This window comes from Pseudomonas sp. PS01301 (assembly GCF_029960215.1).
Taxonomy (GTDB): Bacteria; Pseudomonadota; Gammaproteobacteria; order Pseudomonadales; family Pseudomonadaceae; genus Aquipseudomonas; species Aquipseudomonas coleopterorum.
The window spans coordinates 59216-73263 of the sequence record NZ_JASCPM010000024.1 but is presented as its reverse complement, the minus strand read 5'-3'; the positions used below and the strand labels follow the sequence as shown (position 1 = coordinate 73263).

Below are 14048 nucleotides of genomic sequence, written 5' to 3'. Positions count from 1 at the left end.
GGCAGAGACCCGCTCCCACAATAGAGCACTACTCCACAGACACAGCGCGGGTTTATTGTGGGAGCGGGCTCTGCCCGCGAAGAGGCCCACACAGTCAGCACACGTATCGCCTTGGAATAATCATCCATGTCTCCTGCATTCCAGCCCGACACACTACGTAATTCCCTGCAACCCCTAAGCGCCCGACAGCCGCTGTCTGCCGAGGCCCAGGCCTACCAACGCTTCTACCAACTCGACCTGCCTGCGCAAAGCTGGCTGGGGCGTTTCAAGGCAGCAGGTTTCGACCTCGTCGCTCAGGTCTGGATACCGCAACAACCCATTGCCACGCTCTTCGTCATGCATGGCTTCTACGACCACATGGGGCTGTACCGGCACGCCGTGCAATGGGCTTTGGAGCGCGGCTTCGCGGTCATTTCCTGCGATCTGCCAGGTCATGGCCTGTCCAGCGGAGAGCGGGCCAGCATCCACAACTTCGCCGATTACCAGGCGACCCTCAATGGCCTGTTCGCCGAAGCGAGCCTGCTGCAGTTGCCCCAGCCGTGGCATTTGCTGGGCCAGAGCACCGGTGGCGCGATCATCATCGACCATCTGCTGTACCACGGGGCACGGTCACCGGCACAGGGGCAGGTGCTGTTGATGGCGCCGCTGGTGCGGCCGGTGGCGTGGGGCCTGTCCAAGCTCAGCTATCGCCTGCTCAAGCCTTTCGTCAACGGCATTGCGCGGCGTTTCAGCGCCAATAGCAACGACGTGGATTTTCTGCCTTTTCTGCAGGCCGATCCGTTGCAACCCCGGCGCCTGCCAACGGCATGGGTGGGTGCGCTGGTTCAGTGGGTGCAACACATCGAAGCCGCGCCGCGCAGTGCGCGGACGGTGGTGATCGTGCAGGGGGATGACGATGACACCGTGGATTGGCGGCATAACCTCAAGGTACTGCGCGGCAAGTTCGCTGAAGTGCGGCTGTTGCAGGTGGCGGGGGGCAAGCATCATCTGGTCAATGAGGTGCCGCCGATTCGGGCGCAGTGTTTCGGGTTTTTTGACCAGAATCTGTAACCGCGTCGCTCCATTCGCGGGCAGAGGACTCGCCGCCCGCCCCGCTCCCAAACAGGCATTAGTGGATCCTGTGGGAGCTCTGCCCGCGAATAGGCCCGCATGGGCACGCTAAGCCCCAGGCCGGCTCTGCGCCTGGCCGACCGCCAATCCTGCCCGTACCGCCTCCAGGGCGGCCTGATAATAAGCCTGCCCGGCTGCAGACTCGGCGAAGTCGACGAACTCTTCCAGTTCCGGATCGGACAGATCGCGGTACACGTATAGCAGCGTATTGTTCAAATCGATGCCGATCTGCTGCTGCAGCCGCTCACGCTGGCCATCGAGCAAACCCGCGGCCTGACCGCCTCCCAGCAGACCTGGAATCATCGAACTGAGGCTGTCGGCGGCCACCCCGGCGATCGCCAGGCTGACCTCTGCACCGGCCTGGCGGGCGGGTAGGGCCTGGGCCAGGTGGCCGATCAACAGCGCGCGGGTGGACTCGACCTGCAGTTTCGGCAAACCCTGGGCGTTCTTGGCCAGTTGGTCGCTACGGGTGGCGAGCAGTTCGGCGGCGACGATCTTGCGGCCCAATGGCGATTCGAAGAAGGCGAGGGCAGGCTTGGGATCGGCCAACCCCTGACGCAGCCGCGCTTCGGCACGCTGGTCCATGGCCTGGGCCGCGAAGCGTTGGTCGCTGTTGCTCACCAGTGCCTGAAACACAGCCGGTGGCAGGCTGCTCTGGTAGCGCTGCTGGGCAGCCTTGAGGGCATCGCTGAAATGCGCTCTTTGTTCAGGCCAGCCAGCGGCCTTGTACAGCAAGTCGTGGTCGTCGGCCCAGGCAGGCGTCGTACTGAACATCATCAAGAACACAAGGACGCGGCGCATAGGGACTCCTGTCGGCAAGGGGCCATTGTCCGTGGCATTGCCAGGCTTTGTCGAGAAGTGACACAGGCATCGCGCTTGGATGCATCGACACTGTGCAAGCCTCTGTCGGTTTTGCGGGCGTATGGATACTATGCCGGGCATGCAAATACCTTCTGACCATCCGCTGCTGCTGCGCATCGTCGACGACCTGGCCGAGCAGGGTTGGTCGCAGCAGGAACTCTTCGTGCCCCAGGCGTTGACCCTGGCGCTGGCGGCCGAATGTCGTACCCGTCATGCCCAGGGCGAGTTGGCGCCAGCGGCGGTCGGGCGTGGCCCGTCCCAGGAGATTCGCGAAGGCATTCGTGGTGATCGCATCCAGTGGATCGAGCCGGGCGAAGCGCTGCCGTGCGACACCTACCTGGCGGTCATGGACAGCCTGCGCGAAGCCCTGAACCGGGGTCTGTTCCTGGGGCTGGAAGACTTCGAATGCCACTTCGCCCTGTACCCGCCGGGCAGTGTCTACCTGCGTCATCTGGACCGGTTTCGCGACGATGACCGGCGCATGGTTTCAGCGGTGCTTTACCTGAACGATGCGGACTGGAGCGAAGCGGATGGGGGGCAGTTGCGCATGTACCTGCAAGGGGACACGGCGTTCGACGTGCAGCCGATCGGTGGCACGCTGGTGGTGTTTCTTTCCGGAGAGGTACCGCACGAAGTGATGCCGGCGCAGCGCAATCGGCTGTCGCTGACGGGCTGGTTTCGGCGGCGAGGCAATGAGCCGTTCTGATACACCGCGTCGCTTGGTTCGCGGCTACCAGCCGCTCCTACAGGAGATCTGAGTTGATTGTAGGAGCGGCTAGCAGCCGCGAACCAGACGACGCGGTGTGCCAGGCACACCGCAATCCGGTCGCTATCAGAACAGTACGCGGCAACGAATGGTCCCGGTGACCTGTTGCAGTTTTTCCTGCGCCAGATCCGAGTATTCGGCGTCGACGTCGATCACCACGTAGCCGACCTTTTCGTTGGTCTGCAGGAACTGGCCGGAGATGTTGATGGCGTTCTCGGCGAAGACCTTGTTGATCTCCATCATCACGCCCGGCACGTTTTCGTGGATGTGCAGCAGGCGGTGCTTGCCCGGATGCGCCGGCAAGGCCACTTCGGGGAAGTTGACCGACGACACCGAGGTGCCGTTGTCGCTGTACTTGACCAGTTTCTCTGCCACTTCCAGACCGATGTTGGCCTGTGCTTCGGCCGTGGAACCGCCGATGTGCGGGGTCAGGATGACGTTGTCCAGGCCACGCAGCGGGCTTTCGAAGACGTCGTCGTTGGAGCGTGGCTCGACCGGGAACACGTCGATGGCGGCGCCGATCAGGTGCTTGTCCTTGATCGCCTCGGCCAGTGCGTCGAGCTCGACCACGGTGCCGCGCGCGGCGTTGATCAGGATGCCGCCCTTCTTGATGGCGCGGATTTCCTTCTCGCCGATCATCCACTGGGTGGCGGCGGTTTCAGGCACATGCAGGGTGACGATGTCGCTCATGCCCAGCAGGTCGGTCAGGCTGCCGACCTGAGTGGCGTTGCCCAGCGGCAGCTTGGTCACGGTGTCGTAGAAGTACACCTGCATGCCCAGGCCTTCGGCCAGGACCGAGAGCTGGGTACCGATCGAGCCATAGCCGATGATGCCCAGCTTCTTGCCACGGATCTCGAAGGAATTCGCCGCGCTCTTGATCCAGCCGCCACGGTGGCAGGAAGCGTTCTTCTCGGGGATGCCGCGCAGCAGCAGGATGGCCTCGGCCAGTACCAGCTCGGCCACGGAGCGGGTGTTGGAGTACGGCGCGTTGAACACGGCGATGCCGCGTTCGCGGGCAGCGGCCAGGTCGACCTGGTTGGTGCCGATGCAGAAGCAGCCCACGGCCACCAGTTTCTTCGCGCAGTCGAACAGCTCTTCAGTCAGCTGGGTGCGTGAGCGAATGCCGATGAAGTGCGCGTCGGCGATCTTTTCCTTGAGTTCGGCTTCGGGCAGCGACTTGGTGTGGTACTCGATGCTGGTATAGCCGGCAGCCTTGAGGACGTCCACGGCGGATTGGTGGACGCCTTCGAGAAGAAGGAACTTGATCTTGCTCTTGTCGAGGGAAGTCTTGCTCATCTGCGTAAACCTGTGTCCCGAAAAAAATGGCAGGAAGTGAAGCGGCGCGCACCGGGCCAGAGCTCGATTGGCGGGGTGCGTATGCTAGCATAGCCTCCCTGTCGTACGCCCATCCTGGGTCATGAGCCGTTCTCAGGGTGACTATGAATGGTTCGAGGTTTGACGGGCCGCGAACCGCTCGATTCGTGAAACCTTCACTTCCAGAGTCGCGTCCATGAACAGCCACGCCTTGATCGATGAACTCAAGACCCTGCTCGAGCCCGGCAAGGTCCTCACCGATGCCGCCTCCCTCGACACCTACGGCAAGGACTGGACCAAACAGTACGCCCCGGCCCCCAGCGCCATCGCCTTTCCCAAGACCATCGAACAGGTCCAGGCCATCGTTCGCTGGGCCAACCAGCGCCAGGTCGCGCTGGTGCCCTCCGGCGGTCGCACCGGTCTGTCGGCGGCAGCGGTGGCGGCCAACGGCGAAGTGGTGGTGTCGTTCGACTACATGAACAAGGTGCTCGAATTCAACGCCACCGACCGCACCGTGGTGTGCCAGCCTGGGGTCATCACCAAGCAGTTGCAGAACCTGGCCGAAGAGAATGGCCTGTACTACCCGGTGGACTTCGCCTCGTCGGGGTCCAGCCAGATCGGTGGCAACATCGGCACCAACGCTGGCGGCATCAAGGTCATTCGCTACGGCATGACGCGCAACTGGGTGGCGGGCCTCAAGGTCGTCACCGGCCAGGGCGATCTGCTGGAGCTGAACAAGGACCTGGTCAAGAACGCCACTGGCTACGACCTGCGTCAGCTGTTCATCGGTGCCGAGGGCACCCTGGGCTTCATCGTCGAGGCCACCATGCGTCTGGACCGCGCGCCGAAGAACCTCACCGCGATGGTGCTCGGCACCGCCGACTTCGACGCGATCATGCCGGTGCTGCACGCGTTCCAGGGCAAGCTCGACCTCACGGCGTTCGAGTTCTTCTCCGACAAGGCTTTGGCCAAGGTGCTGGGCCGCGGCGACGTGCCGGCGCCGTTCGAAACGGCCTGCCCGTTCTATGCCCTGCTGGAATTCGAAGCCACCACCGATGACATCGCCGACACCGCGCTGGCCACCTTCGAGCACTGCGTGGAGCAGGGCTGGGTGCTGGATGGCGTGATGAGCCAGAGCGAGCAGCAGCTGCGCAACCTGTGGAAGCTGCGCGAGTACATTTCCGAAACCATTTCCCATTGGGTGCCGTACAAGAACGATATTTCGGTAACCATTTCCAGAGTGCCGGCCTTCCTGCGCGAAATCGACGCCATCGTCAGCGAACGGTACCCGGCCTTCGACGTGCTGTGGTACGGCCACATCGGCGACGGCAACCTGCACCTGAACATCCTCAAGCCCGAACACATGGACAAGGACGCGTTCTTCGCCGAGTGCGCGCTGGTCAATACCGAAGTCTTCGAAACCGTACGCAAGTACAACGGCTCCATCTCCGCCGAGCACGGCGTGGGCATGGTCAAGCGCGACTACCTGCAATACAGCCGTTCGCCGGTCGAAATCCAGTACATGAAGGCCATGAAGGCCGTGTTCGACCCCAACGGGGTCATGAACCCGGGCAAGATCTTTTCCATTTGATGCGTTCATCTGAGCAGAGGTTCGAGCAATGAGCTACCAGCACCAGTACATCGATGGCACCCGTATCCACTTCCCGCTGGGCAAGGTGGTGTGCATCGGCCGCAACTACGCCGAGCACGCCAAGGAGCTGGACAACCCGATCCCGACCGAACCGCTGCTGTTCATCAAGCCCAGCAGCTGCGTAGTGCCGTTGCAGGAAACCTTCAGCATTCCCACCGACCGCGGCGCGGTGCACTACGAGGCCGAGATCGCGGTGCTGCTGGGCAAATCCCTGAGCACCCGGCCCAGTGTCGAAGAAGTCATCGATGCCATCTCCGGTTTCGCTCCGGCGTTGGACCTGACCCTGCGCGACGTCCAGTCACGCCTGCGCGAGAAAGGCCTGCCGTGGGAGATCGCCAAGTCGTTCGACGGCGCCGCGGTGATCGCACCCTTCGTGTCGGCGGCAAGCTTCCCCGACCTCACCAACATCCCGATACGCCTGACCATCGACGGCGAAGTGCGCCAGGACGGCAACAGCAGCCTGATGCTCAACCCCATCGTGCCGATGATCCAGTACATGGCCGGATGTTTCTCGCTGCAGGCCGGCGACGTCATTCTCACCGGCACCCCGGCCGGGGTCGGTCCGCTTGAAGTCGGCGCCGATATCGTGCTGGAACTGCCGGGTGTCAGCCGCTTCGAAAGCCGCGTTCAGTAGTCGCGCCGCGCCTCACTTTTTTTTGACATTCGATCTGGATAATGCCCCCACCCCAGTGGGTGCATCGTCCAGATGTGCCCGCATGAATCCATCTCCAGCAAGGGTACTCCATGGTCCGCGCCGCGCTGCATTCATCCCGCCCCCTGTATAAACGTTGGTACCTGTGGACCCTGCTGGTGATGCTGAGCGGCTACATCGTCGCCGTGGTCCTGCACTGGGACGACCGGGCCGAGCTGTGGGTGCAGGAGTGGACGCAGAACAGCGCGCAGCGCAAGGCCAGCATCTGGTTGCCCGACTACAAGGCCGTGATCGACGGCAAGCACTTGCCGGGCATGGAAGGCGACGAGGCTTCGGACATCACCTTTCACCCCGGGACCCGTACGCTGTTCGCGGTCATGGGCAAGAATCCCTACCTGACCGAACTGAGCCTGCAGGGCGACGTATTGCGCAAGATGCCACTCAACGGCTGGAAAAATCCGGAGGCGGTCACGACGCTGCCCGACGGGCGCCTGGCGATCATCGACGAGCGCCAGCACCAGTTGACTGTGGTCAAGGTCGACGCCGGCACCCGCGAGCTGAACATCGCCGATTTCGCATCGTTCGACCTCGGCCCTTCGACGGACCAGAACAAGGCCTTCGAAGGGCTGGCCTGGGATCCGCGCAACCAGCGTCTGTTGCTGGGCGAGGAGCGACCACCGGCGCTGTTCTCGCTGAAGCTGGGCAGCGATGGCCAGCCCATCGGCGAGAAACAACGCCTGGATGCGTCCGACCTGGACATGCGCAACCTCTCGGCGCTGGCAGTGGATCCTCGCACCGGCCACCGCCTGCTGCTGTCGGCCGACTCGCACTTGCTGATGGAGTATGACGAAGCGGGCAAGCAATGGAGCTTCATGACGTTGCTGGGCGGCATGAACGGACTCAAGGACACCATCCCGCGTGCTGAAGGGGTGACCATCGATGACGAGGGCACCCTCTATCTGGTAAGCGAGCCAAATCTGTTCTACGTGTTGCGCAAGCACTGAGGCGGCGAGCGCGCTTTCAGTACAGTGATGTTGCGGAAATTTCCTACAGGTTTATCCGTAGAAACTTAAGCTTGGCTTCATCATTTAATGGTTTGATGCGCACACTTCATTCAAGAGCCCGACGCGATGCGTTTCTTCGTTCGACCCGTACACCTGCTGCTGATCGCGGCACTGCTCACGCTGATCTGCGCCTTCGCCGCGCTGCACCACTTTCGCTGGCTCGAACGCGCCAGTTTCAATGTCGAGCGCTGGCTGGGCGGGCCCCTGCCGGGTGCGATCGATCTGGACAGCTATCAGGTGGATATCGAAGCCAAGGTGATCGAAGGTCTGGACGACGACATTTCGGCGCTGACCTTCGACCCGTCGCGCAAGACCTTGTTCACCGTCACCAACCAGCGCTCGGAGCTGATCGAACTGTCGCTGCAGGGCAAAATCCTGCGGCGGATCGAGCTGGTCGGATTCGGTGACCCGGAAGCGGTCGAGTACATCAGCCCCGGTGTCTATGTGATCACCGACGAGCGCCAGCAACGGCTTATCAAGATCAACATCGACGACACCACGCAGATCCTCGATGCGCAGCACGCCGAGCAGTTGAGCCTCAACTTCGGTGGCCGAAGCAACAAGGGCTTCGAAGGGCTGGCCTACGATTCGGCCGGCAAGCGCCTGTTCGTGGCGCGCGAGCGCGACCCCATGCTGATCTACGAGGTGCAGGGTTTTCCACGGGGGGTGAGTGACAAGCCGCTGGACGTGCAGGTCACCCAGGACCGTCGGCGCGATGCCGGGCTATTCGTGCGCGATCTTTCCAGCCTGCAGTACGACGAACGCAGTGGTCACCTGCTGGCACTCTCGGACGAGTCGCTGCTGGTGGTCGAACTGGACGTGCAGGGGCGGCCCCTGAGCACCATGTCGCTGCGCAAAGGCCACCAGGGTTTGAGCAAGAGCGTGCCGCAGCCCGAAGGCATCGCCATGGACGACGATGGCAACCTGTACATGGTCAGCGAACCGAACCTGTTCTACGTGTTCCGCAAACCCTGAGCGGTATTACCGCTCGGGGTGCAGGAATTTATCGAGAAACTGCCGGGTCCGCGCCTGCTGCGGGTTGGCGAACAACTCACGGGCCGGGCCCTGTTCCACGATCACGCCCTGGTCGAAGAACACCACGCGGTTGGCCACGTCCCGGGCGAACTGCATCTCGTGGGTGACGATGACCATGGTCCTCCGTTCCTGCGCCAGGCCTCGAATGGTCGCCAGCACCTCGCCGACCAGCTCCGGATCGAGCGCCGAAGTCGGTTCGTCGAACAGGATCACCTGCGGCTGCATGGCCAGTGCCCGGGCAATCGCCACGCGTTGCTGCTGCCCCCCCGACAGCCGCCTGGGATAGGCGTCCTCCTTGCCGGCCAGACCCACCTTCGCCAACAGGCTGCGGCCCAGTTCGACCGCCTCGGCCATGGCCGTTTTCTTGACCACCACCGGCCCTTCGATGACGTTTTCCAATGCCGTGCGATGGGGGAACAGGTTGAAGTTCTGGAAGACGAAGCCCACTTGCTGGCGCAGCTCGCGAATCAAGCCTTGCTGCTGTGCCACGCGGGCACCGTCGATTTCGATGTCGCCCACGCGGATGCGGCCGCTGGTGGGTGTTTCCAGCAGGTTAAGGCAACGCAGGAAGGTCGTCTTGCCCGAACCGCTGGGGCCGATGATGGCCACCACTTCGCCGGCGGCGATCTCCAGATCGATGCCCTTGAGCACCGTGTGACCATTGAACTGCTTGGTCAGGCCCTTTACCACGATCATTGCTTCACGCCTCTTGGTCGTGGCGGTTGACCCGCCGTTCCAGGTGATTCTGCAGGTGCGCCAGAATGCTTGCCAACAGCCAGTAGATCAATGCGGCCGCCAGGTACATGGTGAAGATCTCGAACGTGCGTGCTGTGATCAACTGCGCCTGACGGAACAGCTCCGGTACCTGGATGGTGGCGGCCAGCGCCGTGTCCTTGACCAGCGAGATGAAGCTGTTTCCCAGCGGCGGCAGTGCGGTGCGCATGGCCTGCGGCAGGATGGCCCGGCGCAGGGTCTGCGCGCGGGTCATGCCGATGCTGGCGGCTGCTTCCCACTGACCGCGCTCGATGGACGCAATCGCTGCGCGCAGGATTTCGCAGGCATAGGCTGCCATGTTCAGGGAAAACCCGATCAGCGCCGCCGACAGTGGGTCCAGCTCGATACCGACCTGGGGCAGGCCGTAATAGATCACGAACAGCTGGACCAGCAACGGTGTGCCGCGGAAGAACGACACGTAGACCCGCGCCGGCCAGCTCAGCAACCGGCTTCTGGACAGGCGCATGAGCGCCAGGCCGAAACCCAGCAGCAAGCCGAAGAACATGCCGCCCAGGCTGAGAAATATCGTGTAGTAGGCGCCCTTGAGCAGAAAGGGCGCCGAATCGAGCATCAGCTGCAGGCTGCTCTCGATCATTGGGTGACGTCAGCGCTGAACCATTGCTTGGAGAGCTTGGCCAGGGTGCCGTCCTTGCGCAGTTTCTCCAGAGCGTCGTCGATGGCCTTGAGCAGCTCCGGTTCGCCCTTGCGCACGGCGATCCCCGATTCCTGCCGCGAGAACGCGTCGCCGGCCAGGGCCAGGGTCTCGTTGGTCTTGTTGATCAGGTCGAAGGCCGCCAGGCGATCCACCAGGATGGCATCGATGCGGCCGACGCGCAGGTCCTGATACTTTGTGGGGTCATCGTCATAGGTCTTCACGATGGCGCTCGGCACGTTGTCCTTGAGCCACTGCTCGTAGTTGGTGCCCAGGCCCATTCCGACTTTCTTGCCCCCCAGGTCCGACGCCTGCTTGATGCTGTCGGCGTTCTTCTTGGCGACCACCGCCTGGATACCGGAAATGGTGTAGGGCGTGGAGAAGTCGTACTTCTTCTTGCGCTCCTCGGAGATGGTCACCTGATTGACCACGATGTCCAGACGCTTGGAATCCAGCGCCGCGAGGATGCCGGCCCACGGGGTCGCCTGCAGTTTGACCTTGACGCCCAGCTCCTTGGCCAACGCCTCGGAAAGCTGCACTTCGAAACCGGTCAGCTTGCCGTTTTCATCGACGAAGCTGAACGGTGGATAGGTACCCTCCAGGCCGACATTGATGACACCGGCGTCCTTGATCTTCTGCAACTGTTCGCCGGCGACCGCCTGGCCCAGCAGCGAGCTGCCCAGAACCAGACCGGCGATCAGCAGGTGTTTGCGCAATGCGGGAAAATTCATGGCGAATCCTTGTTGTAATGGATGATCGTGATGAAGGAGGGGCGCGATCGGAAAACAGGACTATAGGCACCGCCACGCTGGCCCACAAGTCCCAACGGTAGCCACGGAACGTATGACCCCGGCTTATGTTCAGATGCTCCACGATCGATCCAAAGCGTTCTTTTTGGTGCCAGGATTTTTCCCGTATGGTGGGCGCCTATCGGCGGCCATCGCTGTTTTCGCACAGGGCAGGACATAACCGTGAACGACATTCCTCAGGCACGCAAAGGCCATTGGCAGTTACAGTCCATCGTCGGCCAGTTGCATGAGGCGCGGTCCGATTGGCGTCGGCAGAACGGGCGCAGCTGCGGCATGCAGGGCGGTCGCGAGCTGCCTTCGCGCGAGGCCATGGCCCAGGTGCTCGAACAGTTGTGCGGTGCGTTGTTCCCGATGCGCCTGGGGCCGGTGGACCTGCGCGAGGAAAGCGAAGATTTCTACGTCGGCCACACCCTGGACGCTGCGCTCAACGAACTGCTGACCCAGGCTCGCCTGGAGCTGCGTTATGCGGCGCGCAATGGTGACTGCGACCTGCCGGCCGTCGACGCCAAAGCGTTGCAGTTGATCCAGGATTTCGCCGCCGCCCTGCCGGGCCTGCGGCGGTTGCTCGACACCGATGTGCTGGCGGCTTACCACGGCGACCCGGCGGCGCGCAGCGTCGATGAGGTGCTGCTGTGCTACCCCGGCGTGCTGGCGGTGATTCATCATCGTCTGGCTCACCATCTGTATCTGGCCGGCCTGCCGTTGCTGGCGCGCATCAGCTCGGAACTGGCCCATTCGGCGACCGGTATCGATATTCACCCCGGGGCGCGAATCGGCCCGAGTTTCTTCATCGACCATGGCACAGGCGTGGTGATCGGCGAAACCGCCGTGATCGGTGAACGGGTGCGTATCTACCAGCAGGTCACCCTGGGCGCCAAGCGCTTCCCGGCGGACGAGTCCGGACAATTGCAGAAAGGTCATCCTCGCCACCCGATCGTCGAGGACGATGTGGTCATCTATGCCGGGGCGACCATTTTGGGTCGCATCACCATCGGCAAGGGCTCGACCATCGGCGGCAACGTGTGGCTCACGCGCACCGTGCCCGCCGGCAGCAACCTGACCCAAGCCAATCTGGTGCAGCACGACAGCAGCCAGAAATAAGCGTACACGGCGCACGGCCAGCGGCCTGTTCAACAGGACCGTTTGGCCCGTCAATTGGCCATCTACCCATCACTCGTGTTTTAATTGAACGCTCGTTCAATAAAACCATGGATCGCGATTCGCGTTCAACAGGAGGCCATCCCTTGCTGAAAACGCCCAGTTTCTTCCATTACCGAACGTGTGGAGTGCACAACGCATGAGTGCATCTTCATCGACACCCAGCGGCAACGTGCGCATGAACCCTCCGGTGTTCTACTTCGCCGCCAGCTTCATTCTGATTTTCGGCATCGTCGTCATTTCCTTCCCGCAGGCGGCCGGCCAATGGTTGTTGGCTGCGCAGAGCTGGGCGGCCAACACCGTTGGCTGGTACTACATGCTGGCCATGACCCTGTACCTGGTGTTCGTGGTGGTGACCGCGCTGTCGGGCTACGGCAAGATCAAGCTGGGCGCCGATCACGACGAGCCCGAATTCAGCTACCTGTCCTGGGCCGGCATGCTGTTCGCTGCCGGTATCAGCATCACCCTGTTCTTCTTCTGCGTGTCCGAACCGCTGACCCACATGCTGCAACCGCCGCAGGGCGAGGCGGGTACCCAGGAAGCCGCACGTCAGGCCATGCAGTTGCTGTTCCTGCACTGGGGTTTGCACGGTTGGGGCGTGTTCGCCTTCGTCGGTATGGCGCTGGCTTATTTCGCCTATCGTCACAACCTGCCGCTGGCGCTGCGCTCGGCGCTCTACCCGCTGATCGGCAAACGCATCAACGGGCCGATCGGCTACGCCGTGGATGGCTTTGGCATCATTGCTACCATCTTCGGCCTGGGTGCCGACATGGGCTTTGGCGTCCTGCACCTCAATTCGGGCCTGGATTACCTGTTCGGTGTGGCCCATACCCAATGGGTTCAGGTGATTCTGATCACCTTGATGATGGGTGCAGCCATTCTGGTGGCGGTTTCCGGCGTCGACAAGGGCGTGCGGGTGATGTCCGACATCAACATGCTGCTGGCCTGTGCGCTGCTCCTGTTCGTGCTGTTCGCGGGGCCGACCCAGCACCTGCTCAGCACTCTGGTGCAAAACGTCGGCGACTATCTGGGCGCGCTGCCCAGCAAGAGTTTCGACGTCTATGCCTATGACAAACCCAGTGACTGGCTGGGCAACTGGACGGTGTTCTACTGGGCCTGGTGGATTGCCTGGTCGCCGTTCGTGGGGCTGTTCATCGCGCGCATCTCGCGGGGACGCACCATTCGCGAGTTCGTCTTCGGCGTGCTGCTGATTCCATTGGGTTTCACCCTGGCGTGGATGTCGATCTTCGGCAACAGCGCGATCGACCAGGTGATCAATCACGGCATGGCCGCGATCGGCCAGTCGGCCATCACCGACCCGTCGATGACCCTCTACCTGCTGCTGGAAACCTACCCTTGGGCGCGGACAGTGATCGCGGTCACCGTGTTCATCAGCTTCGTGTTCTTCGTCACCTCGGCCGACTCGGGCACTGTCGTGCTCTCGACGTTGTCCGCACGCGGTGGCAACCCGGACGAAGACGGTCCGAAATGGCTGCGGGTATTCTGGGGCGCGATGACGGCGCTGGTCACCAGTGGCCTGCTGTTCGCCGGCAGCATCGATTCGTTGAAATCGGCGGTGGTGCTGACCTCGCTGCCGTTCTCGATCATCCTGCTGGCGATGATGTGGGGGCTGCACAAGGCCTTCCACATGGAAGGCCAGCGCAAGATCGCCCAGTTGTATTCGCTGGCCCCGGTTGCCAGCTCGCGGCCTGGGCGCGGCGGCTGGCGACAGCGCCTGAGCCAGGCCGTGAGCTTCCCCTCGCGTGACGAGGTGTACCGGTTCATGGACACCCATGTGCGCCCGGCAGTGGCCGAAGTGACCGCCTCGTTCGCCGAAAAGGGCTTGGATGCCGTGACCCAGGAGGACACCAGCCACGACAACGTCACGTTCGAAATCGGGCATGGCGAGGAGCGGCCATTCATCTATCAGGTGCAGATGCGCGGTTACTTCACGCCATCCTTCGCCCGTGGCGGGATGGGCAACCAGGAGCTCAAGAACCGCCGCTACTATCGAGCCGAGGTGCATCTGTCCGAAGGCAGCCAGGATTACGATCTGGTCGGCTACAGCAAGGAGCAGATCATCAACGACATCCTCGATCAGTACGAACGGCACATGCAGTTCCTGCATCTGGTACGTTGACCGTCATAGAGGGGCCGCAAGGCCCCTCGCTCGACCCGGTGCAGAAAAGCTGCACGCATAAA

General features: G+C 62.5%; 13 protein-coding genes. 8 read left to right on the top strand and 5 right to left on the bottom strand.

What is annotated here, in order from left to right; all coding sequences use genetic code 11:
• Positions 1–126: 126 nt before the first annotated feature.
• Positions 127–1050 (top strand): alpha/beta hydrolase, encoded by a 924-nt coding sequence (locus QMX89_RS14220; RefSeq protein WP_282348676.1) that lies wholly within the window; start codon positions 127–129, stop codon positions 1048–1050.
• A gap of 108 nt (positions 1051–1158) precedes the next feature.
• Here QMX89_RS14220 and QMX89_RS14215 read toward each other — a convergent pair whose 3' ends face one another.
• A complete protein-coding gene (locus QMX89_RS14215) occupies positions 1159–1911 on the bottom strand; it encodes a DUF2059 domain-containing protein (RefSeq protein WP_282348673.1) in 753 nt (250 codons plus the stop codon).
• A 130-nt stretch (positions 1912–2041) separates the two neighbouring features.
• Between QMX89_RS14215 and QMX89_RS14210 the strand changes: the two genes are divergently transcribed.
• The gene (locus QMX89_RS14210; protein WP_282348678.1) at positions 2042–2677 is read left to right on the top strand and encodes a 2OG-Fe(II) oxygenase; all 636 of its coding nucleotides are present in this window, start codon (positions 2042–2044) and stop codon (positions 2675–2677) included.
• 126 nt (positions 2678–2803) lie between these two features.
• Here the strand turns inward: QMX89_RS14210 and serA are convergent, their stop codons facing one another.
• Positions 2804–4033, bottom strand: coding sequence for a phosphoglycerate dehydrogenase (gene serA, locus QMX89_RS14205; protein WP_049860260.1), 1230 nt, complete (start codon positions 4031–4033; stop codon positions 2804–2806).
• Positions 4034–4247: 214 nt separating this feature from the next.
• On the opposite strand from serA, the gene QMX89_RS14200 reads away from it, so the two are divergent.
• From QMX89_RS14200 to QMX89_RS14185, 4 genes are all read left to right on the top strand, one after another.
• On the top strand, positions 4248–5642 hold the full coding sequence (locus QMX89_RS14200; protein WP_056844710.1) for an FAD-binding oxidoreductase: 1395 nt from the start codon (positions 4248–4250) through the stop codon (positions 5640–5642).
• Between the two features lie 28 nt (positions 5643–5670).
• Positions 5671–6336 (top strand): fumarylacetoacetate hydrolase family protein, encoded by a 666-nt coding sequence (locus QMX89_RS14195; RefSeq protein ID WP_049860258.1) that lies wholly within the window; start codon positions 5671–5673, stop codon positions 6334–6336.
• A gap of 110 nt (positions 6337–6446) precedes the next feature.
• A complete protein-coding gene (locus QMX89_RS14190) occupies positions 6447–7358 on the top strand; it encodes an SdiA-regulated domain-containing protein (RefSeq protein WP_282348672.1) in 912 nt (303 codons plus the stop codon).
• Between the two features lie 126 nt (positions 7359–7484).
• Positions 7485–8393, top strand: coding sequence for an SdiA-regulated domain-containing protein (locus QMX89_RS14185; RefSeq protein ID WP_056844708.1), 909 nt, complete (start codon positions 7485–7487; stop codon positions 8391–8393).
• A 6-nt stretch (positions 8394–8399) separates the two neighbouring features.
• Here the strand turns inward: QMX89_RS14185 and tcyN are convergent, their stop codons facing one another.
• The 3 genes from tcyN to tcyJ are packed head-to-tail and all read right to left on the bottom strand — an operon-like array spanning position 8400 to position 10610.
• On the bottom strand, positions 8400–9149 hold the full coding sequence (gene tcyN, locus QMX89_RS14180) for an L-cystine ABC transporter ATP-binding protein TcyN (RefSeq protein ID WP_056844707.1): 750 nt from the start codon (positions 9147–9149) through the stop codon (positions 8400–8402).
• Between the two features lie 4 nt (positions 9150–9153).
• On the bottom strand, positions 9154–9822 hold the full coding sequence (tcyL, locus tag QMX89_RS14175; RefSeq protein ID WP_122742938.1) for a cystine ABC transporter permease: 669 nt from the start codon (positions 9820–9822) through the stop codon (positions 9154–9156).
• Positions 9819–10610, bottom strand: a complete 792-nt coding sequence (gene tcyJ, locus QMX89_RS14170) for a cystine ABC transporter substrate-binding protein (protein WP_049860253.1) — start codon at positions 10608–10610, stop codon at positions 9819–9821. Before tcyJ ends, tcyL begins: the two co-directional genes overlap by 4 nt.
• 240 nt (positions 10611–10850) lie before the next feature.
• Between tcyJ and epsC the strand changes: the two genes are divergently transcribed.
• Entirely contained in the window at positions 10851–11789 is a 939-nt protein-coding gene (gene epsC, locus QMX89_RS14165; protein WP_049860252.1) for a serine O-acetyltransferase EpsC, read from the top strand.
• Positions 11790–12024: 235 nt separating this feature from the next.
• Positions 12025–13986, top strand: a complete 1962-nt coding sequence (gene betT / locus QMX89_RS14160; protein WP_177331308.1) for a choline transporter BetT — start codon at positions 12025–12027, stop codon at positions 13984–13986.
• Positions 13987–14048: the final 62 nt, after the last annotated feature.